Origin of the sequence: Anaerosphaera aminiphila DSM 21120, assembly GCF_900129925.1 — a bacterium.
In the GTDB taxonomy this organism is placed as follows: domain Bacteria; phylum Bacillota; class Clostridia; order Tissierellales; family Peptoniphilaceae; genus Anaerosphaera; species Anaerosphaera aminiphila.
In genome coordinates this window covers 64,414-89,051 of the sequence record NZ_FQXI01000005.1, presented here as the reverse complement: position 1 = coordinate 89,051, position 24,638 = coordinate 64,414, and the positions used below count along the sequence as shown (strand labels likewise).

Annotated in this window: 21 protein-coding genes; 15 read left to right on the top strand and 6 right to left on the bottom strand. The window is 31.0% G+C overall.

Features of this window, described 5'->3' with window-relative positions; all coding sequences use genetic code 11:
- Nucleotides 1–127: 127 nt before the first annotated feature.
- The 11 genes from BUB47_RS04765 to thrB all read left to right on the top strand — a co-directional run bounded on the left by BUB47_RS04765 (nt 128) and on the right by thrB (nt 14,195).
- Nucleotides 128–637, top strand: a complete 510-nt coding sequence (locus tag BUB47_RS04765; RefSeq protein ID WP_234945633.1) for a (2Fe-2S)-binding protein — start codon at nt 128–130, stop codon at nt 635–637.
- Nucleotides 637–1,479 (top strand): FAD binding domain-containing protein, encoded by an 843-nt coding sequence (locus BUB47_RS04760; RefSeq protein WP_083529069.1) that lies wholly within the window; start codon nt 637–639, stop codon nt 1,477–1,479. Before BUB47_RS04765 ends, BUB47_RS04760 begins: the two co-directional genes overlap by 1 nt.
- Nucleotides 1,472–3,739 carry a xanthine dehydrogenase family protein molybdopterin-binding subunit gene (locus BUB47_RS04755; RefSeq protein WP_073184257.1) on the top strand — a complete coding sequence of 756 codons (2,268 nt, stop codon included), beginning with the start codon at nt 1,472–1,474 and terminating at the stop codon, nt 3,737–3,739. The genes BUB47_RS04760 and BUB47_RS04755 overlap by 8 nt, the downstream gene beginning before the upstream one ends.
- Nucleotides 3,740–5,239: an HAL/PAL/TAL family ammonia-lyase gene (locus BUB47_RS04750; protein WP_073184255.1), complete on the top strand. Its 1,500-nt coding sequence runs from the start codon at nt 3,740–3,742 to the stop codon at nt 5,237–5,239.
- A gap of 15 nt (nt 5,240–5,254) precedes the next feature.
- A complete protein-coding gene (locus BUB47_RS04745; RefSeq protein ID WP_073184253.1) occupies nt 5,255–6,814 on the top strand; it encodes a BCCT family transporter in 1,560 nt (519 codons plus the stop codon).
- 67 nt (nt 6,815–6,881) lie between these two features.
- Nucleotides 6,882–8,258, top strand: a complete 1,377-nt coding sequence (locus tag BUB47_RS04740) for a YfcC family protein (protein ID WP_159430534.1) — start codon at nt 6,882–6,884, stop codon at nt 8,256–8,258.
- 48 nt (nt 8,259–8,306) lie between these two features.
- Nucleotides 8,307–9,803, top strand: a complete 1,497-nt coding sequence (locus tag BUB47_RS04735; RefSeq protein WP_073184251.1) for an HAL/PAL/TAL family ammonia-lyase — start codon at nt 8,307–8,309, stop codon at nt 9,801–9,803.
- 71 nt (nt 9,804–9,874) lie between these two features.
- Complete coding sequence (gene proB / locus BUB47_RS04730) at nt 9,875–10,666, top strand: glutamate 5-kinase (protein ID WP_073184249.1); 792 nt, start codon at nt 9,875–9,877, stop codon at nt 10,664–10,666.
- Entirely contained in the window at nt 10,638–11,900 is a 1,263-nt protein-coding gene (locus tag BUB47_RS04725) for a glutamate-5-semialdehyde dehydrogenase (RefSeq protein WP_073184247.1), read from the top strand. Before proB ends, BUB47_RS04725 begins: the two co-directional genes overlap by 29 nt.
- 3 nt (nt 11,901–11,903) lie before the next feature.
- The gene (thrC, locus tag BUB47_RS04720; RefSeq protein WP_073184245.1) at nt 11,904–13,352 is read left to right on the top strand and encodes a threonine synthase; all 1,449 of its coding nucleotides are present in this window, start codon (nt 11,904–11,906) and stop codon (nt 13,350–13,352) included.
- Nucleotides 13,353–14,195: a homoserine kinase gene (gene thrB, locus BUB47_RS04715; RefSeq protein WP_073184243.1), complete on the top strand. Its 843-nt coding sequence runs from the start codon at nt 13,353–13,355 to the stop codon at nt 14,193–14,195.
- Nucleotides 14,196–14,252: 57 nt separating this feature from the next.
- On the opposite strand, the gene BUB47_RS04710 is transcribed toward thrB, so the two are convergent.
- Nucleotides 14,253–14,975 (bottom strand): hypothetical protein, encoded by a 723-nt coding sequence (locus tag BUB47_RS04710; protein WP_073184242.1) that lies wholly within the window; start codon nt 14,973–14,975, stop codon nt 14,253–14,255.
- Nucleotides 14,976–15,068: 93 nt separating this feature from the next.
- Between BUB47_RS04710 and BUB47_RS04705 the strand changes: the two genes are divergently transcribed.
- A complete protein-coding gene (locus tag BUB47_RS04705) occupies nt 15,069–17,375 on the top strand; it encodes a DNA internalization-related competence protein ComEC/Rec2 (protein ID WP_073184240.1) in 2,307 nt (768 codons plus the stop codon).
- On the top strand, nt 17,342–18,358 hold the full coding sequence (gene holA, locus BUB47_RS04700) for a DNA polymerase III subunit delta (protein WP_073184238.1): 1,017 nt from the start codon (nt 17,342–17,344) through the stop codon (nt 18,356–18,358). Before BUB47_RS04705 ends, holA begins: the two co-directional genes overlap by 34 nt.
- Before the next feature lie 26 nt (nt 18,359–18,384).
- Here holA and rpsT read toward each other — a convergent pair whose 3' ends face one another.
- The 5 genes from rpsT to lepB (BUB47_RS04675) all read right to left on the bottom strand — a co-directional run bounded on the left by rpsT (nt 18,385) and on the right by lepB (BUB47_RS04675) (nt 22,803).
- Nucleotides 18,385–18,648: a 30S ribosomal protein S20 gene (gene rpsT, locus BUB47_RS04695; RefSeq protein ID WP_073184236.1), complete on the bottom strand. Its 264-nt coding sequence runs from the start codon at nt 18,646–18,648 to the stop codon at nt 18,385–18,387.
- A gap of 76 nt (nt 18,649–18,724) precedes the next feature.
- Nucleotides 18,725–19,885 (bottom strand): radical SAM family heme chaperone HemW, encoded by a 1,161-nt coding sequence (gene hemW, locus BUB47_RS04690; protein WP_073184320.1) that lies wholly within the window; start codon nt 19,883–19,885, stop codon nt 18,725–18,727.
- A 36-nt stretch (nt 19,886–19,921) separates the two neighbouring features.
- Nucleotides 19,922–21,730: a translation elongation factor 4 gene (gene lepA / locus BUB47_RS04685; RefSeq protein WP_073184234.1), complete on the bottom strand. Its 1,809-nt coding sequence runs from the start codon at nt 21,728–21,730 to the stop codon at nt 19,922–19,924.
- A complete protein-coding gene (lepB, locus tag BUB47_RS04680; protein WP_073184232.1) occupies nt 21,723–22,283 on the bottom strand; it encodes a signal peptidase I in 561 nt (186 codons plus the stop codon). The genes lepA and lepB (BUB47_RS04680) overlap by 8 nt, the downstream gene beginning before the upstream one ends.
- Before the next feature lie 25 nt (nt 22,284–22,308).
- Nucleotides 22,309–22,803, bottom strand: a complete 495-nt coding sequence (gene lepB / locus BUB47_RS04675) for a signal peptidase I (RefSeq protein ID WP_083529067.1) — start codon at nt 22,801–22,803, stop codon at nt 22,309–22,311.
- Nucleotides 22,804–23,016: 213 nt separating this feature from the next.
- Here lepB (BUB47_RS04675) and hrcA point away from each other — a divergent pair, with 213 nt between their 5' ends.
- Both hrcA and grpE read left to right on the top strand, forming a co-directional pair.
- Complete coding sequence (hrcA, locus tag BUB47_RS04670; protein WP_073184229.1) at nt 23,017–24,048, top strand: heat-inducible transcriptional repressor HrcA; 1,032 nt, start codon at nt 23,017–23,019, stop codon at nt 24,046–24,048.
- Nucleotides 24,049–24,052: 4 nt separating this feature from the next.
- Nucleotides 24,053–24,607 (top strand): nucleotide exchange factor GrpE, encoded by a 555-nt coding sequence (grpE, locus tag BUB47_RS04665; protein ID WP_073184228.1) that lies wholly within the window; start codon nt 24,053–24,055, stop codon nt 24,605–24,607.
- Nucleotides 24,608–24,638 lie beyond the last annotated feature (31 nt).

Here is a 24,638-nt window from a genome sequence, read left to right as displayed (position 1 = left end):
ATGTAGTAAACATATATGAAGATATATATAGTTTTCGATTTAGTATATTAATATACTATAGTGTACTATTTAAAGAGCGAAAGTTAAGAAAAGTTGGTATAATAAACAAAAGTTAATATGAGGTAGTGTGTTAAAGGTTAATTTAGATTGGTATCAGAGAGTAGAGGGTGATTTTATGTTAGTAAATGTAGTAGTTAATGGTGAAAAGATAAAAAAAGATGTTGATCCTTGCTTGAGATTAATAGATTTTCTAAGAGATGAACTCAACTTAACAGGCACAAAGGAAGGGTGTTCAGAAGGAGAATGCGGAGCTTGTACAGTTATCTTAGATAGAGTAGCAGTAACTTCTTGTACAGTACTCACGGGCCAAGTTGACGGTTCAGAGATAATAACTATAGAAGGCTTGGAGAAAAATGGGGAATTAGATATTTTGCAGAAAAAATTTATAGAACATGGAGCGGTTCAATGTGGGTTTTGTTCTCCAGGCTTTATAATGAGTGCAAAAGCTCTAATGATGGAAAAAGAAAATCCCACATTAGAGGAAATCAAAAGATCTATAGAGGGCAATTTATGCAGATGTACTGGTTTTATAAAAATAGTTGAAGCCATAGATGCTGCTTGTAAGGAGGTTGTATAATGTTTTACTCTCCTAGAAGTGAAAAAGATTTAGTAAAAATATTAAAAGACATTGATGACAATACATATATTATTGCCGGCGGAACAGATTTAATTATTAAACTTAGAAATAAAAAGGCAATAGACTACAGTATTTTAGATATTACAAAATTAAAAGAGTGGAAAAATATTAGAGAAGATGAAAAAAATATTTATATAGGTTCCTTAGTTACTATGACTGAACTTTGTGAAAGTGATTTAATTTGTGAAAAACTTCCAGCTCTGTACTGGGCAGCTCATGAATTGGGTTCTACACAAATTAGAAATAAAGCAACTATTGGAGGAAATATTTCCAATGCTTCTCAATCGGCAGATACTCTTTTAAGCCTTTATGCATATGATTCTGAGATAAAAATAGTAAATGGAGATAGCGAAGAGGTAGTAGTTTCAATAGAAGATTTTGTAACAGGTAGAGAAAAGACAATCCTTAAAAAAGATGAAGCTGTAAAGGAAATTATTATAAAAAAAGATGATAGAATGAGTACTTTTCAAAAGGTAGGTTCTAGAAAGGCTGTTACAATATCAAAAGTGAGCTGTGCTGTAAGCTTAAAGATAAAAGATGAAATAGTAAATGAAGTAAGGGTATTTCTTGGGGCAGTAGGTGTAAAACCGGTTAGAGCGAATTTAATAGAAGAAGTACTTTTAAATAAAAGTTTAAATGAAATTGATTTGGAACTGCTATACGATGCTTCCTTTAATCAAGTGGAAATGGCAATACCAACTAGAGCATCTAAGTACTATAAAAGAGTTGCTATTGAAGGGTTAATGGAAGAAATTTTAGGAGATTTGATAAACTATGGATAATTATAAATATGTAGGTAAGAGTTTAATTAGAGAAGATAGTTTAGAAAGAGTTACTGGAAAGACGAAGTATATAATTGATGTTAAAAAACAGGATATGTTATATGCCAAGTTAATCTTAAGTGAAAAACCACATGCAAATTTGACATTTGATTTAGAGGAAGCTTTAGAAGTAGATGGGATTAAAGCCATTTTTACTCACAAGGACGTTTCCAAAGTTGCCTATAATTCTATGGAGTGGTTCACTGGCATAGAGGGCAAAAGAGATGAATACGTACTAAATGAAAAAGCCAGATACGTTGGAGATAGAATAGCTTTAGTAGTGGGAACATCTAAAGAGTCAGTGGAATATGCCATAAAAAAAGTAAAGATAACCTATGAAGAACTTCCGGTTACCGTGGGATTAGATTCTGCAAAAAGAGATGAAGTAATAGTAAAGGGCAATACCAATTTAGGATTTGAGCGCCATATAGAAACAGGAGACTACGAAAAAGCTAAAAGTGAAGCAGATTATGTAATCAGTGATATTGGATACACTCCAAGGACACATCACTTGGCAATAGAGCCACACTCTGCACTTGCTGAAATAGATGACTATGGAAATTTAGTAGTTTCAAGTGCCAGTCAAATGGTATTTACAGTTCAAATGCACTTGGCAAGAGTTTTAGAAATACCTTTTTCAAAAGTTAGAGTTATAAAGGCGAATATGGGAGGTTCTTTTGGCGGAAAACAACAGCCGATTTTAGAGATAACTGCCGGATTTGCAACGTGGAAATTAAAAAAACCTGTTCTAGTGTACATGGATAGAGAACAAAGTATGATAGGCACAGTTACAAGAAATCCCACTAGACAGAGGATTGAAACTGCAATAAAAAAAGATGGAACAATTTTAGGACGTAAAGTTGAAGTTGAAGTTGATGGAGGAGCGTACGATACTAATAACTCCAGTGTTACCAATGCTCTTGCAAAAAAACTCTTTAGACTTTATAAGTTTAAAAATCAGGAATTTATGGGAAGAGCTTACTATTCAAATGTAATTCCCGGAGGAGCTTGCAGAGCCTATGGTGGACCTCAAGCTCATGCAATAACGGAAATTAACATTACAAATGCAGCAAAAGCCATAGGAATGGATCCATGCGAGTTTAGACTAAAAAATTTAGTTGACCCCTATGCAGAAGATCCTACAGGTGGTCCAAACTTGGGAAAAGCAGCTATAAAAGAATGTATTATAAAGGGAATGGAAGCATTTAATTGGAAGGAAAAATACAAGAATATAAAGGGAAAAGACACAGATAGATATGCGTATGGAGTTGGAGTTTCAGCAGTAAGTCACAGTACGGGATATTGGGGAACTTTTCCGGACTTTACAAATGTGGAAATGGTTTTAAGTCCAGATGGAACTGTACTTGCAAAAGTTGCAGTTCACGAACAGGGTTGTGGAACTATAACGAGTTTAACGCAAATGGCAGCAGAAGCACTGGACTTAGATGTTAAGAAAATAAATGTGACAGAAGCAGATACATTTATAACACCTTATGATTCTGCAGGTACTCAAGCAAGTAGGGTAACTTCCGTAAGTGGAGGAGCATTAAAAAAAGCCGGCGAGGCAATTATTGAAAAACTATTTGATACTTTGCATAAGGTAAAAGATTTAAATATAAGTGACTTATATACAGATAATGGAGTAGTAAAAGTAAAAAATTCAAAAGAAGAATACTCTTACGGTGAAATTGCAATGATGAGAGAAAAACACTTGCAGGACTATATGTCTGTATACATTAATCATGAATCTACTGGGAATCCGGCATCACTAGCTGCTTGTTTTGCAGAAGTAAAGGTGGACAAAAAGACGGGATTTGTTGAAATAGAGGATTTACTTTCAGTTCATGATATAGGAAAGGCAGTAAATCCGTTGTTAGTGGAAGGACAAGTTCAAGGAGGTTGCCAGTTTATACTTGGCATGGCTCTATCAGAAGAAATAGTAATAGATGAAAGAGGATATGTAAAAAATCCAACACTTTCCAAATACCACTCATTAAACGTTCACGATATGCCAAATGTTAGAACACTTCTAATTGAAAGTGAAGATGAGTCCACACCTTATGGTGTAAAAAGTATTGGAGAGATATCAGCGGTTGCACCTGCTCCGGCAGTTTTAAATGCAATAAATTACGCTCTTGGAACCAATATTACCGACTACCCTGCAACACCGGAGAGGATAATAGAAAGTATAGAGAGTTTAGAGAAAGGAGGAGAACAATAAGTGGGAAAATTAGTATTAAATGGGGATCAATTGAGCCTAAATGATATTTACAACGTTTCATATAATGATGTAAAAGTTGAAATATCTAAAGATGCAGAAGAAAGAGTTAAGAAGTCTAGACAAGTTTTATTTGACATGGCAGCAGAAGGAAAACCTGTGTATGGATTAAATAGAGGGGTTGGTTGGAATAAGGACAAAGAATTTGATGAGGCATTTTTTGAAACATACAATAGAAACCTTTTAAATAGTCACAGTCTGGGCGTAGAACCTTACCATCCTGAAGAGCAAGTAAGAGCAATACTATTAATAAGATTAAATAAAGCATTAACAGGACATACAGGAATATCAGCTGATTTATTAGATCACTATAGAGACTTTTTAAATTATAAAATTCACCCTAGAGTTCCTATGAGATCATCTATAGGCGAGGGAGATATTACAACACTTTCTCATATAGGTCTGGCATTTATCGGCGAAGAAGAAGTAACTTATAATGGAAGAATAATGAACTCTAAAGAGGCAATGGATTTAGTGGGAATGAAACCTGCAAGATTAGGACCAAAAGACGGTTTGAGTATAGTTTCATGTAATGCTCAAGGCGAGGCAATGACTGCTATTTTATTAAGAGAAATCAAAGATATAATCGACATGTCAACATTGGTTTTTTGTCTGAGTTTAGAGGGATTAAATGGTGTAATAGAACAGCTAAGAGAAGATGTTAATGGAGTTAGAGGTATTAGAGGTCAAAGTTATGTGGCTAGACAGTGTAGAGAATATTTAGAAGGTAGTTTTTTATATGATTATGACCCAGAAAGAGCTCTACAAGATCCACTTAGTTTTAGATGTGCCCACGCAATTCATGGAGCAATGTATGAAGCAATGGACTATGTTGAAAATCAACTGAATACAACTATGAACACTACAGATGATAACCCTTGTATAATTACTGAAGAAAATTCTTCATTTGTAAGTGCAAATTTTGAAGTTACTTCGCTGGCTATAGGAGTTGAAATGCTTGCAACTTCTTTAAGTCATCTATCTAAGTCATCTTGTTATAGAATGATAAAACTTGCAGATCCGGAATTTACAAAATTAAATAGATTTTTAACTCCAAAAGAAGTTGAAACTATAGCATACGGTACAATTCAAAAGACGTTTACAATGTTAGATACTCAAAATAGAGGACTGGCGAATCCTTCTTCAATGGACTTTTATTCACTTGCAGGAACTATAGAAGACCACGCCAGCAATTTACCTTTAGCTGCATATAAAATATTTCAAATGCTAGATAACATCAGGTATATTATAGGTATTGAAGCTATGCATGCTGTGCAGGCAATAGATTTAAGGGGAAATACGAAATTGGGAAATGGTACTAAAGTAGCTTATGAAATTATAAGAGAAGTTGTTCCGTTTTACGACAAAGATAGAAATATAAGTAAGGATATAAAGAAAGCTTATGAACTAATAAAGTCTAAAAAACTTTTAAAACGTAATTAAAGGAGGATACATAGAGTGGATAATAATAAGAGATTAGATAAAAAAAATATACGTTGGCCAGTATTTATACCTGCCTATGCCATTACACTAATTACTGCAATCTATGGAATAGTAGACAGTAAAGGGCTTGCAAGTGTATCAAATTCATTTTTTAATTGGTCTTTAGACACATTTGGTTGGCTATACCAACTAGTAGTAATGGCAAGTTTAATATTTTCATTTGCACTTTTACTTTCTAGTAAGGGTTCTATAAGAATTGGTGGTAAAGATGCCAAATCTAAAATGCCCTTTTGGACTTGGTTTGCAATGGCACTTACCGGTGGAGTTGCTTCAGGGATAGTTACTTGGGGAGTAAATGAACCGTTAATATACTTTGGAAACGCGTATGGGGAGTTGGATACTCTAGGAATACAGGCGTTTTCTGATGAAGCGGCAAGATTTGCAATTGGTAGAAGTTTTTACAACTGGTCATTTGTACCCTATGCAATTTATGCACTTACTGGAGTAATTACAGCTTATGTTTATTTTAACAAAAAGCAAAGACTTGCTGTAACGTCTACACTTCAACCGCTATTTGGGGATAGAATTACAAGAGGTGGATTGTCTCACGGTATAGATACACTGTCTCTTTTAGGTAATGTTTTAGGTCTTAGTTCAGGACTTAGTGCTTGTATTATAATAATAACAACAGGCTTAAACTACACCTATGGAATTGATAATGGACTTATGTTATTTATATTAGTAGGTGCAGTAACCATATTCTTATACACTTTTTCTTCTTATGTAGGTTTAGAAAAAGGACTACAAAAAGTAGCAGGACTAAATGCCTATTTCTACTATGGTCTTTTAGCATTTTTACTTGTAATTGGACCAACGCTATTTATATTTAAAAATACAACAGCAGGACTTGCAGAGTGGTTCCAAAACTTTTGGGGATGGGGACTTGATCCCAACACAATTGGTGGGAAACCGCTAGTAAACTCCTGGACACTGTTTGACTGGGCTTGTTGGATAGCTTATGCTCCGGTTACTGGAATTTTCCTAGGACAAATATCCTATGGTAGAACTATAAGAGAATTCTTAGTAGTAAACTTAATATTACCATCAATATTTGGTATTGTATGGTTTGGAGTTTGGGGAAACAGTGCGCTGTTTATGCAAATGACAGGTCAAGTGGATTTAGTAAATACTATATTAAATCACAACGCAGTAACTGCACTATGGCAATTCTTACAAAATCTGCCTTTTGGACTGGGGACAATTGTCATTCCAATAAATATGCTAGTAGTAATGATTTCTTTCGTAACAGCGGCAGATGCTACATCTAACAACGTTGCATCTCTATGTGTTAAAGATATTCCAATTGGCGCTGAAGCTCCTGGAAAATTAAAAGTTCTATGGGGAGTTACAATAGGTGTTATAGCAATAGTACTTGCAGCATTTGGAGGAACAGAACAAGGCGTTGAAGGTATGAAAGCACTGGCAGCAGCAGGAGGATTCTTTGTACTATTTGTATTCTTAATACAAGTAGTATCAGCAGTGAAGATGTTCTTTATAGATAAAGTAGTTGAATAAATTGAAATAAGACAATAGAGGGCGAGTTTATAATTTGTCCTCTATTTTTATAAATGGAGGGATTTTTGTGAAAAAGAAGAAAATATCAATAAATGGAATAGTTGTACTATTTATATTGTTGCTAATAGTGGCTTTAAGTACATATCTTGTTCCAGCCGGAGAGTATACTAGAATTCAAGTTGATGGAAAAACTATAGTTGACGGTTCAAGCTATAAGTTGGTAGAGTCCAATCCTACAAGTGTGTTTAGTTTTTTCAAGTCAATTCCAATGGGACTACAAGAATCTTCAACTTTAATAATAATGATTTTCTTAATAGGCGGAGCTATAAAAGTATTTGAAAGTACGGGAGCAATACGAGCTTTTATACATTATTTACAAGATAAACTGGGAGAAAATAACAGTTACTTAATACTGATTTTAATATCGATATTTTTTGGATGTCTAGGAGCTTTTCCGGGTATGTTAGAGGCTGTAATACCATTTGCCCCACTGTGCATAGGAATTGCGCTATCTCTTGGATATGATATGTTAGTTGGAATAAGTATATCACTGGTGCCAATAGTTGTAGGTTGGTCATCAGGAGTTACAAATCCATGGACTACGGGAATTGGACAATCTCTTGCAGAACTTCCAATGTTTTCAGGATTTCAGTATAGATTTATTGCTTTTGTAATATTTATGGGAATTACTATTTCTTATACAGTTATATATGCCAATAAAATAAAAAAAGATCCATCAAAGAGTTTGCTATATAAAAAAGATATAAGTCATCTGACAACTGAAAGCGAAGAAATAAAACTCACTTCTAGACATGTGAGTGTATTAATAGTTTTTGCACTTACTATTGTAGCAATAGTATATGGATCGTTAAAACTAGGGTGGGGAATGATTGAAATGTCTGCAGTATATATTATTGGTGGAATACTGTGTGGACTTGTTTTTAGATATTCTCCCAACAAAATATCTGATGAAATTATTGCAGGCGGTAGAGATATGTTTATAGCTGCATTTGCAATAGGTATGGCAAGAGGAGTATCAGTTATAATGACAGAAGCTCACATAATTGACACTGTAGTAAATTATACTGCTTCTATTCTACAGGGAAAGTCAGCTTATTTTAATGCCTTTGGGATGTTTGTAATTCAAACGATTATAAATTTCTTTGTTCCATCAGGTAGTGGACAAGCTGTGGTAACTTTGCCGGTACTTTTACCAGTGGCTGATATAATTGGTCTCAATAGACAAATAGCAATACTTGCATTTCAGTTTGGAGACGGATTTAGTAATTTAATATATCCTACAGTAGGAGCTTTAATTGCTGTGTTATCCTATGCAAAAATATCATTTTCAGAGTGGTTTAAATACATTTATAAATATTTTATAATTATATTTATAATATCTACATTATTATTGATGGTAGCGGTAAAAATAAACTTTTCATAAATTACTGTAAATGAGCCCTAGGGGCTTATTTACTTTAGGGGGAAAATAATGAGTATAAAATTAAATAAAACACTATCTATAGAAGAGGCAATGAAAGTTATAAGATTTAAAGAGAAACTTGAATTTACAAAGGAAGCTAAAGAGAGAGTGCAAGCTTCAAGAGATTGTATTAATAGAGCAATTGAATTAAATATTCCAATGTACGGAGTTACAACCGGACTTGGTGCAAATAGTACAAAAAATATTTCAAGGGAAGAAACTAAACTCTATCAGGAAAAAATACTAAAAAGTCACGCAGTTTCAGTAGGTAGAGAAATTACTGAAGAAGAAGTACGCGGCATTATGCTAATGGTAATTTTAAACGGAATAAAGGGATATAGTGGAGTTAGCTTAGAGGCATTGGAGTGCTATAGAGAAGCTTTAAATAAAGATATATACATATTTGTTCCGGGAAGTGGCTCTGTGGGATATCTGTCACTTGAAGCTCATATTGCATTATCACTACTTGGCAAGGGGAAAATAATGTATGAAGGTGAGTGGAGAAACTCAAGTGAAGTATTAGAGTTTTATAATATAAAACCCTTAGATTTGTCATATAAAGAAGCACTGTTTTTAATATCAGGGACAACAAGTGTTACAGCATTTGCAACTATAGGAATTTATGATATGGAAAATCTTTTAAAGAATTTTGAACTTCTATCTGCAATGGAAGTAGAAGTAAATGGAGCTACTACAAGAGCTTTTGATGAGAGACTTATGAGCGTTAGAAAGCAATCCGAACAAAGAGAAGCAGCTAAAAATATATTAGATTATTTAAAAGATTCAGAAATATGCGAAAAGTACTACTATGAAAATCTTCAAGATCCACTTTCTATTAGATGTATTCCACAATTAATAGGACCTGTAAAAAAGAGAATTAATGAAGCAAAGGCCACTATTTTAAATGAAATGGACAGTTGTACTGACAATCCAATAATATATCAAAATGGAGATGAAGTTGAAGTAATATCTGGGTGTAATCCGGAATCATCTTATATAGGTTTGGAAATGGACTGCTGTGCAATATCTCTATGTATGCTTGCAAAGATGAGCGAGAGAAGAACCTTTAGACTTCTAGATGAAAAACTATCTGGAAAACCCGCCTTTTTAGTTAAAGATTCAGGCTCAAACTCAGGACTAATGATAACACAGTACACTCAAGCAGGACTTTTAAATGAAATGAAAGTTTTAGCAACACCTTCTGTAATTGATAATATTCCAACATGTGCAAATCAAGAAGACTATGTGGCTATGGGATTTAACTCTGCAAAGAAAATTGCAAAATTAGTTGAAAATTTAAATTATATTATGGCAATTGAGTTACTTGCAATATTTCAATCAAATGAGTTTATGGATAGAGATTTGAAGAGAAGCAGTGTAACTGAGAAAATATATAAGTATTTAAGGGATATAGTTCCAATATTAGAAGAGGATATTGAACTTTATCCAATAATAGAAGAACTGTTTGAAGTTATAAAATCGGGAAAATTAGTAGAGATTATTTAAAATTGTCTTTAATTGCAATAGAGCTTTTGGTATAGTATATAATTATAAACTATTAGAGAGAGTTGAGAAAAATGAGAAGCTTTAGCAATGAATTAAAAACCGTAGTTGTAAAAATAGGATCTTCATCTATTACTCATGACAATGGGATTATAAATCTTCAAAAAATAGATGAACTTGCCTGGGAACTTTCCAATTTAAAAAACCATGGAATTAATGTAATTTTAGTTTCTTCTGGGGCAATTGCTGCTGGTGCAAAAAAACTTAATTTAGTTTCCAGACCTAGAGATACTGTAGGGAAACAAGCTGCATCGGCTGTAGGTCAAGTTGCACTTATGAACACTTACAATAGAGCTTTTCATGAATTTGGATATGAGGCAGCCCAAATTTTACTGACAAAACAAATTGAAACAGACTTGATGATGAGAGAAAACTCTAAAAATACATTTGAAAAACTTTTAGAGATGAATGTAATTCCTGTGGTAAATGAAAATGATACAATTTCAACCTTTGAAATAGAGTTTGGAGATAATGACACTCTTTCAGCAGTTGTCTCTAGAATTGTAAACGCTGATTTATTAATATTGCTTTCAGATATTAACGGTCTCTACGATGATGACCCCCGAGAAAATCCTGATGCTAAATTAATCTGTGAAGTAGTAGAAATAAATGAAGAATTAGAAAAAATGGCAAAGGATTCCAATTCCAGTGTGGGAACGGGTGGAATGGCAACGAAAATAAATGCAGCTAGAATGTGTATGGAAAAGGGAATAGATGTTGTAATAGCTAATTCAGAAGAGTTGAAAAATATTAGAAAAATAGTAGAGGGTGAGGAAATTGGTACTATCTTTAAGGCAAGAGCTTGAGGTAATAGGAGAAAATTCTAAAATTGCAGGCAGAAAGCTCTCAAAGCTTGGAACAAGAGAAAAAAATGAAATTTTAAGCTCTATTAAAGTTTCAATGAGAGATAATAGTAAGAAAATTTTAGATGCAAATAAATTAGATATGGAAAATGGAAGAAAAATAAATCTTTCAGAAGGTCTGTTAGATAGACTCTACTTAAATGATGATAGAATTGAAAGTATGGTTTTATCTATAGATACAATAATAGAACTAGAAGATCCAATAGGCGAAATAGAAAATATGAAGACTTTGGAGAACGGCTTAATGCTTGGCAAAAAAAGTGTGCCAATTGGAGTTATAGCCATAATTTACGAAGCTAGACCAAACGTTACATTAGATGCTTCTATTTTGGGATTAAAATCTTCAAACACCATTATTTTAAGAGGTGGTAAAGAAGCATTTAATTCAAATAAGGCCATTGCAGATGCAATTAGAGAGGGAATTAAAAACTCCGGAAATGATGAGAATATGGTTACATTAATTGAAGATACCTCCAGAGAATCTTCTACTGAACTTATGAAATTAAAGGGATATATAGATTTACTAATTCCTAGAGGTAGTGCCAGCTTAATTAATACAGTAGTTGAAAATGCTAAAGTTCCAACTTTAGAAACAGGCGTTGGAAATTGTCATATATATGTAGATAAAAGTGCAAAAATAGATATGGCACTAAATATTATAGAAAATGCAAAGACCACAAGAGTAGGAGTTTGTAATGCAATGGAGTCACTTTTAGTTCATGAAAGTGTATCAGATGAGTTTTATAGTGGGTTAAAAACTATAATAGATAAATATAGCCTTACAGTTTACGGAGATGAAAGGTCTAGAAAAAAAATCGAAAATTTAAAAGTTGCTACTGAAGAAGAATATGCAAGAGAATATTTAGACTACGCAATGTCAATGAAAATAGTAGATGGAATTGAAGAGGCCATAGATCATATTTATAAATATTCAACAGGGCATTCAGATGTAATTATTACTGAGGACTACAACAATGCAATGAAATTTTTAAATGAAGTAGATTCGGCATGTGTATATGTCAATGCAAGCTCAAGATATACTGATGGAGCAGAATTTGGCAAGGGAGCGGAAATGGGAATTTCAACTCAAAAACTACATGCTAGAGGGCCAATTGGATTAAGAGAACTTACAAGTACAAAGTATGTAATCTTGGGATCAGGACAGATAAGGAAGTAAAATATGAGATATGTTAGTACTAGAGGAAATTCAAAATTAAATTCAACTTTCGAAACTCTTTTAAAGGGTTTAAGTGATGATGGAGGCCTATATATTCCGGAGAAACTTCCTGAGATGAAGTTTTCAAATGAAGAAATAGAAAAATTTGAATATGTTGATTTTGCTAAAAAAATTATAGGAACTATTTTTGATGATATAGATAGAGAAGATTTATATAGAGAAATAGAAAGTGCCTATGCAACTTTTGAAAAGGATATTTTACCTATTAAAAAAATTTCAAATAAATATGTAATGGAACTATACCATGGCTCTACTTTTGCATTTAAAGACTTTGCACTTTCTCTCTTGCCTAGATTAATAAAACTTGCCATAAAAGAAAAAAATCTAGAAGAGAAGATAGTAGTTTTAACAGCTACATCTGGTGATACTGGAAGTGCAGCACTCTATGGTTTTAAAGATGTGGAAGATACAAAAATAGTTGTATTTTATCCAACAGATGGAATTAGTGAAATTCAAAGAAGACAGATGACTACTATTGATGGTAAAAACACCTATGCTATTGCAATTGAAGGGAATTTTGATGATGCTCAAAGTGCCTTAAAAGAAATATTTAATGATGAAGAATTTAAAAGAGAATTGAAAGATAAAAAATATATATTGTCATCGGCAAATTCTATAAATATAGGTAGATTAGTTCCTCAAATAGTGTATTATTACTACTCTTACTATGAACTTGTAAAGAGAGGAGAAATTTCAAATGGAGAACTTATTTCAGTAAGTGTTCCAACTGGAAATTTTGGAAATATTTTAGCAGCATATTTGGCAAAAAAAATGGGACTTCCAATTAAAGATCTAATTTGTGCTTCAAATAAAAACAATATATTAACTGACTTTATAAACACAGGTGTATATGATACTAATAGAGAATTTTACAAGACAAATTCACCATCTATGGACATTTTAATTTCAAGTAACTTGGAGAGATTTTTATATTATAAATTAGGAGATTCTAAGTTATTAGTAGAACTAATGAAAGATTTAAAAGAAAAAGGCCAATATGAAGTTAAAGATTTAGAAATATTTAATGATGTCTACGGATATAGTTTTAATGATGAAGAGACAATAGAGGGAATTAAAAATTCTTATGATAAAGATAAGTATTTAATGGATACTCATACAGTAATAGCCTATATGGCAGCAGAAGAATACCAAAAAGACAACAATATAAAAGTTTTAGTGGCATCTACAGCTTCACCTTATAAGTTTTCCGAATCAATAGCAGAGGCGTTAAATATTCAAGCAAATGGAGAATTGGAAAACTTAAAAGAAATTGAAAAAAATACAGGTAATAAATTACCTGCCAGATTTGAAAATATTTTACAAAGTGAAGTAACTCAAAACCTTGTAATAGAAAAGTCCAAAATGAGAAGTTCGATTTTGGAGGTATTGTAAATGATAATTATTAAAGTGCCGGCGACTACTGCCAATATTGGGCCTGGTTATGATTCACAGGGTATGGCATTGAAACTATACAATGTTTTTAAATTTACAGAAGAGAAATCTTCAATAGAAGAAAATAACTTAATATATAAGTCCTTTAAATACTTCTACACTAGAAATAATATAAGTGTTCCCGAAGTAAAAATAGAAGTTAATGGAGATGTACCGTTGTCCAGAGGATTGGGCAGCAGTGCAACTTGTATAGTTGCAGGACTTATGGCTGCAAATGAAATGTCAAAACTTAAACTTGATAAAAAAGAAATTTTAAAATATGCAACAGAAATTGAAGGACATCCGGACAATGTAGCACCTGCAATTTATGGAGGACATATCACTTCAATAGTAAATGAAGATGTATTTTTTTCAAGAAGAGAAGTAAGCGATAATTATAAATTCTACTTGCTAATTCCGGACTTTGAACTTCAGACAAAAGTGGCAAGAGAAGTTGTAAAAACTGAAGTAAAGTTATCTGATGCAGTTTCAAATATAGCCAGAGCAACTTTAGTTTCAGATGCACTTTCTTCTGGTGACTTTAAGTTGTTAAAAGGTGCAGCAAAAGATTTATTACATGAGCCCTATAGGAAAAAATTAATTTCTGACTATCCTATATTTGAGAAAATATGCAAATTAAATAGTGCAGTAATGTTTATAAGTGGCGCAGGACCAAGTCTATTAGTAATTGCAGAAAAAGAAAACAGTAAAATAGAACAAGCTTTAAAAAACAGTGGTGAGAAAAAAGCTGTTTGGAAAGCTCTTAAATTAGAAGTTTCAAATGAAGGTGCTACTATATTATAAAATTCACTTAAGGGAAGATATTCAAAATTAAAAAAAAGGGGAATGAAAAATAAAATGTTATTTTTTCATTCCCTTGATTTTATTTAAAAGCTGATTTTCATCTTTTGTGTCAAAGATATGTTTTAATTCACTTATTAAATTAAATTTATTTTTATAGTCCTTAAAAGCTCTATTTCCGGCAAGTAAATTGACTACTACATATCCTCGCTCTTTTGTAATTGATGTAATTTTAATTAAACCAATTTCTCCGGTTCTATTTAAACATGGACCTACATAGTTGATTTTTCCAAGATTTTTAATAGAAATCTCATTGTCTATATGGCTATTGGTAATAAGTAAATTGGCATTTATTATGTAGTTTGAAAACTCTTCTAATTTATCAACTAGCGAAATATCTACAATATCATCATAAGATAGATAAATTTTATTTTCTCCATGAGAGATTTTATAATTTTTAACTTTTAAATTTGTAGATTTTAGTATACTCAATCTAAGAAGTGCATTTCCAAAATTTTGTTGCATAATATCTAAGCGCTTTTGAAAATTAATCTGTTCTTTTATTTCATCTGTATTGCTTTGATAGTAAGTATCTTCTCCAATTTTAAGAGTGTGTGGTTTTTGAGAGTTTATTTTATATTCATCACCTGCTATATTTTCAGTGCCAAAGAAAATTATGCTCTCTTCAGGTTTTACGTACTTTATTCCATTAATATCTTTAGTATTTACCGCTATTGTAGAGTGGATACTTTCGTAAGGAAATTTTATATATCTTTTATTCACAGTAATCCCTCATTTCCACTTAATTGTATCACAGTAAAACTCTTTATTGAATTAAATTTAACAGTATACTATTATTAATTATAAGGTGAATTTATGATTAGTATATTGTTGTCAATTTTAATTGGAATTTTATTTGGTCTGTACATAGATGTAAATATAGCAGTTATAGTAGTACTGGTGTCTCTTTGTGTAATGGGATTTTTTCTGTTGAGCAAAAAGAGAAGTGACAGGTTGTTATTTTTGTGTTTAATTTTATTTTTTATATCAATTGGGAATGTAAGTATACGAGAGAATATATCTATACCTGAGACTAATGTTATAGAGGCGACAGTAGTAAAAAAATATGTAAATAATAAAGAGAAGTACATTTTAAAAGAAGATGGAATTTTACCTAAAAAACATTTATGTTATTCAAAGAAAGTTTTAACTATTGGAGATAGAGTAGAAGTTAGTGGTAAATTTAGAGAACCTGATTTCAAGATGAACTTTGGAGGATTTGACAACAGAACCTATTTAAAAACTTTGGGAGTTCATTCAATTCTATATGCTGATAAAGTAAATAAGTTAGAATCGCCTAAGGGCTATTATAAACTTCAAAATAGTTTTTTTAAATATGTAGAAAAAAGTTTTGACCACTATTTAAATGAAGAAAACTCATCTTTAATGACGTCTATAGTTTTAGCAGATAGTACTTATATAGAAGACTCTGTAAAGGAGAGTTTTAAAGATATAGGTGTATCACATATACTGGCACTGTCTGGATTACATATTTCTATAATTTTATTTTTTTGTGAATTTTTACTTAAGCTTTTAAAGATATCAAAGTTAAAGAGAAAAGTGTCAAGTTTGTCAATAGTATTTATATATATAATGTTAATAGGTTTCCCTATAGGAGCTTTGAGGGCATATTTAATGAGTTTATTTTTAATGCTATCATATATGTTAAAAGTTAAGAATTCACCATTAAACAGCTTGTTTTTAAGCGCAGTGGTTATACTGTTGCTAAACCCATATAGTATATTTTCTGTTTCGTTTTTAATGAGCTATGGCTGTGTATTTGGACTAATTGTATTTTATAGTAAGATAAAAAATTATATTGGCGGAAACCCTATACTTGATTCTATTTCTGCAAGTATTGCAACAAGTATTATTATTTTTCCCATATGTATATATTTTTTTAAAGTCTACCCTCTTAAAACTTTTATTTCAAATATTATATTAGTTCCAATTTATTCAGGCGCAATTATTTTATCCTATGGTATTTTAATTTTAAATTTCATTGGTTTTTTAATAGCTCCTGCATTAAATTTAATTTTAAATATAGCTGGATTTTTTGTAAGTGCAATAAATTCTATAAGTTTATTTAGTATTAATACTGTTCAAGTTACGTTAAGCACAGTTTTTACTTACTACTTGATTATTTTTATAGTTTACTTTAGAGATAAGCTTGAAGTTTATAGAAAAATTTATAAGGTTGTATTTGTATATTATTTTATTGCAATGCTTATATCAGGACATAGTTTATATTTATATTCACAAGATTTCAGGGCAGATTTCTTGTATGTAGATCAAGGGGACTGCTCCATTATTAGCTCAAGTGGAAAGACATATATGGTAGATACGGGAGGGAGCTTTAGAAAGAACTTTAGGCCGGGGGAGTTTTATACTTTAAATTATTTAAAGTCTACTGGAGTTAAAAAAATAGAAAAGTTGTTTATTTCTCACTTTGATGAAGACCACATAGATGGAGTATTGGATATAATAGATGAAGTTGATATTGGTAGTGTATATATAAATTATGTAGAGGACAATATATATTTAAGAGAACTGTTAAATAGAAATATACCTATCTATAAAGTTAAAAAGAATGATATTATATATTTAGACGATAAAACTAATATTAAGGTTTTATCAAATCCAAAAGACTACATGGACTCAAATGACAAGTCAATGGTAATGCTTTTAAATCACAGGGGTTTTGATATTTTATATACAGGAGATGTATCTTCAAAAATTGAAGATAATTTAAATGTGAATTTTGATTTATTAAAGGTGTCACATCATGGTTCAAAAAACTCTACATCTGATGATTTTATTTCAAAGAGTAGACCAAAATATGCAACAATTAGCGCAGGAGTGAATAATATTTACTCCCATCCGTCAGTTGAAGTAATGGATATTTTAAATAAGTACAATGTAGATACAAAGGTTACAAGTGAAGACGGGCAAATAGAACTTAGAATTGACTACAAAGACGATATAACTTTTAGGGCAATAGGAGATAGATACTTTGATTTCAGTGTACTATTTACAATACTTGTCTATACTGTGGCAATATATTTATTTTTAAGGAAAATGGTGAAAGAATGCAATATAGAGATTTATATAAAGAGGAAATAAGTGGAGCATACTTATTTTATGGTAAAGAAAAACTGTTAATAGACAATACAGTTGAATATATTTCAAAAAAATATATTGATAAGGGAATGGAGACATTTAACTTGGCTTTTTTTGAAGGTAAAAACTTAACAGAGGACAAATTAATTTCTTCTTGTGAAACACTGCCAATTATGAATGACAAGAGATTAATTTTTGTAAAAGATGCCTCTTCATTTTCAGATGACTTGTCAAAGGAATTTTATAATTTTTTAGATAATATAGGGGATTTTTGTATTTTAATATTTTTAGATTCAGACAATAATTTAAATAAAGTTAAATCTTTTTATAAGTACTTTTCTAAGAGAAAGAGAAATGTTGAATTTTCCAAGTTAAACAACAGAGAAATATTTAATTTTGTCGAGGGATATATAAATAGAAAGGGATTAAAAATTAGCAAAACTGATTTAAGTTACTTAGTTAGTAAGTCATCTTATAATTCCAGAAATATAGATATGACGCTATATGATTTAAAAAATGAGTTAGACAAGTTGATATCTCTATCAAAGGACAATGTTATAAAGAAATCTACAATAGATGGCTCTGTAACGGAAAATGCAGATTCTAACATTTTTAGTTTTCTAGATGCGCTATCTGGTAAAGATACAGAGACAGCTTTAATTGAATATAAAAATCTACATCTTTTAAACGAGCCAACACAGAGAATTTTATTTATGTTTATTAGACAGGTTAGAAATTTAATTTCTTACAAAGAACTAAAAAAAGCTGTCTACAAGGATGCAGAAATTATGACAGAAATTGGAATAAAACAATATGAATACAGTAAAATTTCAAAAGCTGCCAATAATTTCGATTTAAAGTTCTTATATAATTTTTACAAAGAACTGCTGACTGTAGATGAAACTATAAAAACATCCAGTGTTGTAGATGATGTGTTACTGGAAATGTTAATAGTTGAGTTTACAAAACACAAAAAAGTAGGTTAATAAAAACTTCTTTTTAGAAGCTTTTATTAACCTACTTTATTTAACTTAAGTGTCAATCTTGACATTTTTCTTGAAGCTGCATTTTGATGAATAATATTTTTATGAGCAGCTTTTTTAAGCTTTTTGTCAATTAGCTTTAAAAGTTCTCTTGCTTCATCTATATTACCTGCATTTAGTGCTTGTTCAAATTTTTTAATTGAAGATTTAACTTCAGTTTTCATTGCCTTATTACGTTCATTATTTCTGTTAGCAACATCTATTCTCTTTATAGCAGATTTAATATTTGCCATGTAATCACCTCCATAGTTAATCTATAAGCTTTAAGTATTTTAACATTAATTTTAAGACAATGCAAGGTAAGTTTTACTATAGTCTTAGAAAATCTACTTCAACTATATTTGAAAGATCTAAACCTAACTTTGTCAAAACCACAGAATTATCTTCTATATATATTAAATTGTGGTCTATATTTTTTTGAATTTCTTCTCTGTAATATTCTCTAAAGTCAATTTTAAATCTCTTATTTATTTCATTAATATTAACTCCTGAGTTTAAACGCAAACCCATTATAGTAAATTCATTAATTCTATCTTTAATACTTAAGTTTTCGCTGTCTTCAATGGGAAAGTTATCTTCACTTAAAGCTTTAAAGTGTTTATTAAAGTTGGAAAAATTATAAAACCGAACATTGTCAATATTTGAGTGAGAGGATACACCGAGCCCAAGGTAGTTATTTAATTTCCAATAGTTTAAATTGTGCCTTGACTGATATCCCGGTTTTGCAAAATTAGATATTTCATATTGCTTATATCCAAGATTATCTAGTGAATTTAAAATATAGTGATACATTTTTCTGTCAAGTTCCTCTGAGGGAAAGTTAAGGGAATTTTTATCATGCATTTTTTTTAAGATTGTACCATCTTCAAGTATTAGACTGTAGTAGGATATATGAGACAACTCCAGTTTATTAATATGTTCAATGGATAATTGAACATCTCTCATACTTTGATTTGGAAGTGCCAACATTAAATCTAAACTTATATTTTTAATATTGTACTTGTGAAGTAAATTAACAGAATTAAAAATATCGGATTCTCTGTGATTTCTTCCAATAGTTTTTAAAATGTCATTGTTAAAGCTTTGAGCGCCCATAGAAAATCTATTTATATTTGAATCTAAATAAGTTTCAATTTTATTTTCATCTATGGAGTTGGGATTTAATTCAATAGTTATTTCACAGTCCTTTGAAATTGTGGAGAGAGATTTAATTTTATTTAATATATTTGAAATATATTTTGGATTTACAGAACTTGGAGTTCCACCTCCAATAAATATAGTGTCAATTATCTTATCTTCTAAAAACTCTCCATACTTTTCAATTTCAATATTTAAATGTGAAAAATATTTTTCAACTATTTCACTATTAAAAACAGAAGAGTAAAAGTCACAGTAGTAACATCTGCTTTCGCAGAAGGGAATGTGAATATATATTGATAAATTTTTATTTTTAGTTTGTATTTTTTTCATAGTTTTCAAAAAAGAAAATCCAGATATCTGGATTTTCTATTCCTCATCATATTTCAAAACAGATAAGAATGCTTCTTGAGGTACTTCAACTTCTCCAACCATTCTCATACGTTTTTTACCTTCTTTTTGTTTTTCAAGCAACTTTCTCTTTCTGGATATATCTCCACCATAGCACTTGGCAAGTACATCTTTTCTAAGAGCTCTAATAGTTTCTCTTGCTATTACTTTATTTCCTATGGCAGCTTGTATTGGAATCACAAACTGATGTCTAGGAATTACTTTTGAAAGCTTTTCGCAAATTTTTCTTCCCTTGGCATAAGCAGTTGATTCGTGGACTATTATAGAAAGAGCATCTACAATGTTTCCATTTATGAGTATATCCAGCTTTACAAGCTTAGATTCACTGTATCCAGTTAAATCATAGTCATAGGAAGCATAACCTCTAGTTTTTGATTTTAAAGCGTCAAAAAAGTCATATATAACTTCGTTTAAAGGCAAGTCATATTTAACAAGTGCTCTAGTTTCTTCAAGGTATTCCATGTCAATAAATACGCCACGACGATTTTGACAGAGTTCCATTACCGCACCAACATAGTCTGTAGGAGTCATAATATCTGCTCTTACAATAGGCTCTTCCATATAAGCTATTTCAGTTGGGTCAGGTAAATTTGTAGGATTTTGAATTTCAATTACTTCTCCATCAACTTTTGTAATTTTATAGATTACAGATGGGGAAGTGGTTATAACATCCAAGTTAAATTCTCTCTCAAGTCTCTCTTGAATAATTTCCATGTGGAGAAGTCCTAAAAATCCACATCTAAATCCAAATCCTAAAGCAGCGGAAGTTTCCGCTTCAAATACTAGTGCAGCATCATTTACTTGAAGTTTCTCAAGAGCTTCTCTAATATTAGTATATTCTTCACCTTCAGCCGGATAAATACCGCAGTATACCATTGGAACAACTTTTTTATATCCAGGAAAGGCTTCTTTAGTTGGATTGTTGGCAAGAGTTATAGTATCTCCAACAGTTGCTTCTTTTACGTTTTTAATACTTGCTGTAATGTAACCAACATCACCTGCAGAAAGTTTATCAAGACTTATATGGGATGATGTAGTTACACCTACTTCTACAACTTCAAAGACTTTTTTTGTAGCCATCATTATTATTTTATCGCCTGGTTTTACGGAGCCGTCTTTTATTCTCACAAAGCATACAACTCCCTTGTAAGAATCATAGTAGGAGTCAAAAATTAAAGCCTTTAAAGGAGCATTTTCGTCTCCGTCGGGAGCAGGTATATCTTCTATAATCCTGGTAAATACATCTTCAATGCCGATTCCTTTTTTAGCAGAAATCAAAGGCGCATTTTCACAGTCAATTCCAATAATATCTTCAATTTCTTTTTTTACTTCATCAGGTCTTGCACTGGGAAGGTCAATTTTATTTATTATTGGCACTAACTCCAAGTCCTGATCTATGGCCAAGTAGACATTTCCAAGTGTTTGAGCTTCAACTCCCTGAGTTGCATCTACAACAACTAAGGCTCCTTCACAAGCTGCAAGAGATCTTGAAACTTCATAGTTAAAGTCCACGTGACCGGGAGTATCTATTAGATTAAAAATATATTTTTCACCCTTTGGGTCAGAATATATTAGCCTTACAGCTTTTAATTTAATAGTGATACCTCTTTCTTTTTCCAAGTCCATCGAATCTAGGACTTGTGTTTGCATTTCACGTTCAGTCAACATTCCCGTCTGTTCTATTAATCTGTCAGCGAGAGTTGATTTCCCATGGTCAATATGTGCAATTATTGAAAAATTTCTTATATTTTTTTGTCTATCAGTCATTTAAACCTCCTATAGATCCAAATTCAGAAATAGGCCAATATCTAAAATTGGCAATTCCTCTAATAGTATCTTTATTTATAGGGCCAAAGTATCTTGAATCAAGAGACTTACCTGGCAATCTATTATCACCCATTACAAAGTATTCATCTGCACCCAATGTCCATGAATTTTCGTTGTAAATTAAAGTGGGGGTGTTTTCTTCAATATAATCCTCACTATAAATTTGTCCGTTTACATATACACTTCCATCTTTTATTTCAATAGTATCACCGGGGACGCCTACAACTCTCTTAATGTATTCTTTATTTTCTTCTTCAGGAGAGTCTAAAATTATTATATCTCCTTGTTCCGGATTGCTATAGTAAAGTGGAAATTTTAAAGAAATCAATCTGTTATTTTGTTGAAGTGTAGGCTGCATTGATTCTCCAATTACAACAGTTGTATTTAGAATAAAACCAGTAATTATAAAATAGAGTATTACTGCTCCTACAATAGTTGTAATCCAACTTAAGATTGAGCTTTTTTCCTCTCGTTCAGAATTTTTACTATCCATTATATATAATTCACCTCATTTTAAATTAATTGAAAGGATATATTTTAAAGACGACAACAGATTTAATATCTTTGCGACTTATTGGTCCAAATAATCTGGAGTCACTAGATGCTCCCGGATTTCTATTGTCACCTACAATAAAATACTCATTATCCTTTAATTTTACATCAGTGGCATTTATAGCCTCTGTGTATTCGTTGGAAATATAATCTTCTTCATATAGTTGGTCATCAATGTAAATTTTGCCGTTGGTAATTTTAATTTCTTCATTTGGCAGACCAATTAGCCTTTTAATATATTTTTTGTTTTTTTCAGTAGGGGGTTTAACTACTACAATGTCTCCTCTGGAAACAAAATATTTTTTGGGAATGAGAGAGAACATTACATTGTGATTACTAAGTGTTGGCTCCATTGACGAGCCGTTTACAAATGTAATGTTAAATAAAAAGTTTCTCACTACAAATGCCAAAATAAGTGCTATAAGTAAGAATTTTAAATTACTTGCTGTGCTATCTTTCATTATATGCCTCCTAAAATTCGCTAAACTCTATTTTAACACAGTTTCAAAATATTTTAAACAGATTAAGAATTCAATAGTTAGCTATTTATAATAAGCATCAAAAACCAAATAAAATATATTATAAATCTATTGACAATCTTTGACTAAGCTAGTATTATATATACATAAGCTTTAGCACTCGCTGCTAATGAGTGCTAATAAAAGGTGGTTGCAATGAATGAAAGAAAAACAGAAATCTTAAAGGCTATAATAAATTCTTATATTAATTTTCCAAGTCCTGTAGGTTCAAAGACAATTTTAAAGGAATTTAACATGGGAATTAGTTCTGCAACGATAAGAAATGAAATGGCAGATTTAGAAGAATTAGGTTATTTAAGCAAACCTCACACTTCAGCTGGTAGAATTCCATCGGACAAAGCTTATAGATTTTTTGTAGATGAGTTACAAGGAGAAGATTTTCAAGAAGACAAATTAAATATAGACATATCTTTAATAGATAAGTTATTTAAAAATGTTACAAAATTTGATGATTTATATCAAAATGCTGCTAGTTTATTGGCGGATTCAACTAATTGTACTGCTTTTGTCATAGCATTTAAAAAACCAGATACAAAAATTAAGTTTATACACTTACTAAATATTGACAAATATAGTATCTTGCTTTTAATAGTTGGAAATAAGGGAGTTGTTGAAAAACAAATTTTAAATGTTAAAACTCCTATACCAGACTATGATTTAGATATTATATGCGACAAGTTAAATGAATATTTAGTAGAATTGGACTTTCAAGAAATAGACGGATTAAAAGTTGTGTTAAAGGGACCAATAGTAAAATACAGTGACTTTATATCTGAGGTCATTAGCAGAGCAAGTATGTTTAATGAAAAAGTTAGTTCAATAGACATATACTATGATGGTATAACAAATATATTAAATTTTGAAGAATTTTTAAATTTAGATAAAGTTAAAAACTTTATTTCGTTTATGGAAGATAGAGATTCTATTTTAAAACTCATAAGTAATCCAATGAATTCATCTGATTTAGAAGTTATAATAGGCGATGAAAATACAGAGGAATTAATGAAGTCAAATTCACTAATTAGAGCTACTTTTAAACCAAAGAATCAACAAATGGGAGAAATTGGAATTATTGGACCAACTAGAATGGATTATAAAAAACAAATTGAAACTGTAAAAGAATTTAGAAATAATTTATCTTTTGCATTAGATGAAATAGTGAGGTGATTATGTGAGTAAGAGAGATAACTTAAATAAAAAGGCAGAAGAAGTAGAAGATACAGAGGAAGAATTGCAGGACATTGAAGAGGAAATAGAAGATAAGAAAAATACAGAAGATGTATCTGAAGATTCTCAAGGTGAGTCAGATGATGAGTTAAATTTAATGAAGGACAAGTTCGTTAGACTTCAAGCAGATTTTTCTAACTACAAGAGAAGAACAGAAAATGAAAAAAAAGATTATATTGACTTGGGCATAGAAAAAGTGATGTTGGGCCTATTGCCAATAATTGATAACTTTGAAAGAGCTTTGAGTATGAGTGATGAGAAGAACAGCTTTACTGAAGGCATTGATATGATATATGGCCAATTAATTGAACTACTAGAAAAGAATGATGTAAAGGAAATAGAAGCGTTAGATAGTAAATTTGATCCGAATACTCATCATGCTGTACTAGTAGAACCAAAAGAAGGCACAAAAGAAGGAATAGTAATAGAAGTATTACAAAAAGGATATAAATTAGGCGAAAAAGTACTAAGACCAGCTATGGTTAAAGTATCACAATAAATTAAAAATAAAAATCTCTTAAGGAGGAAAC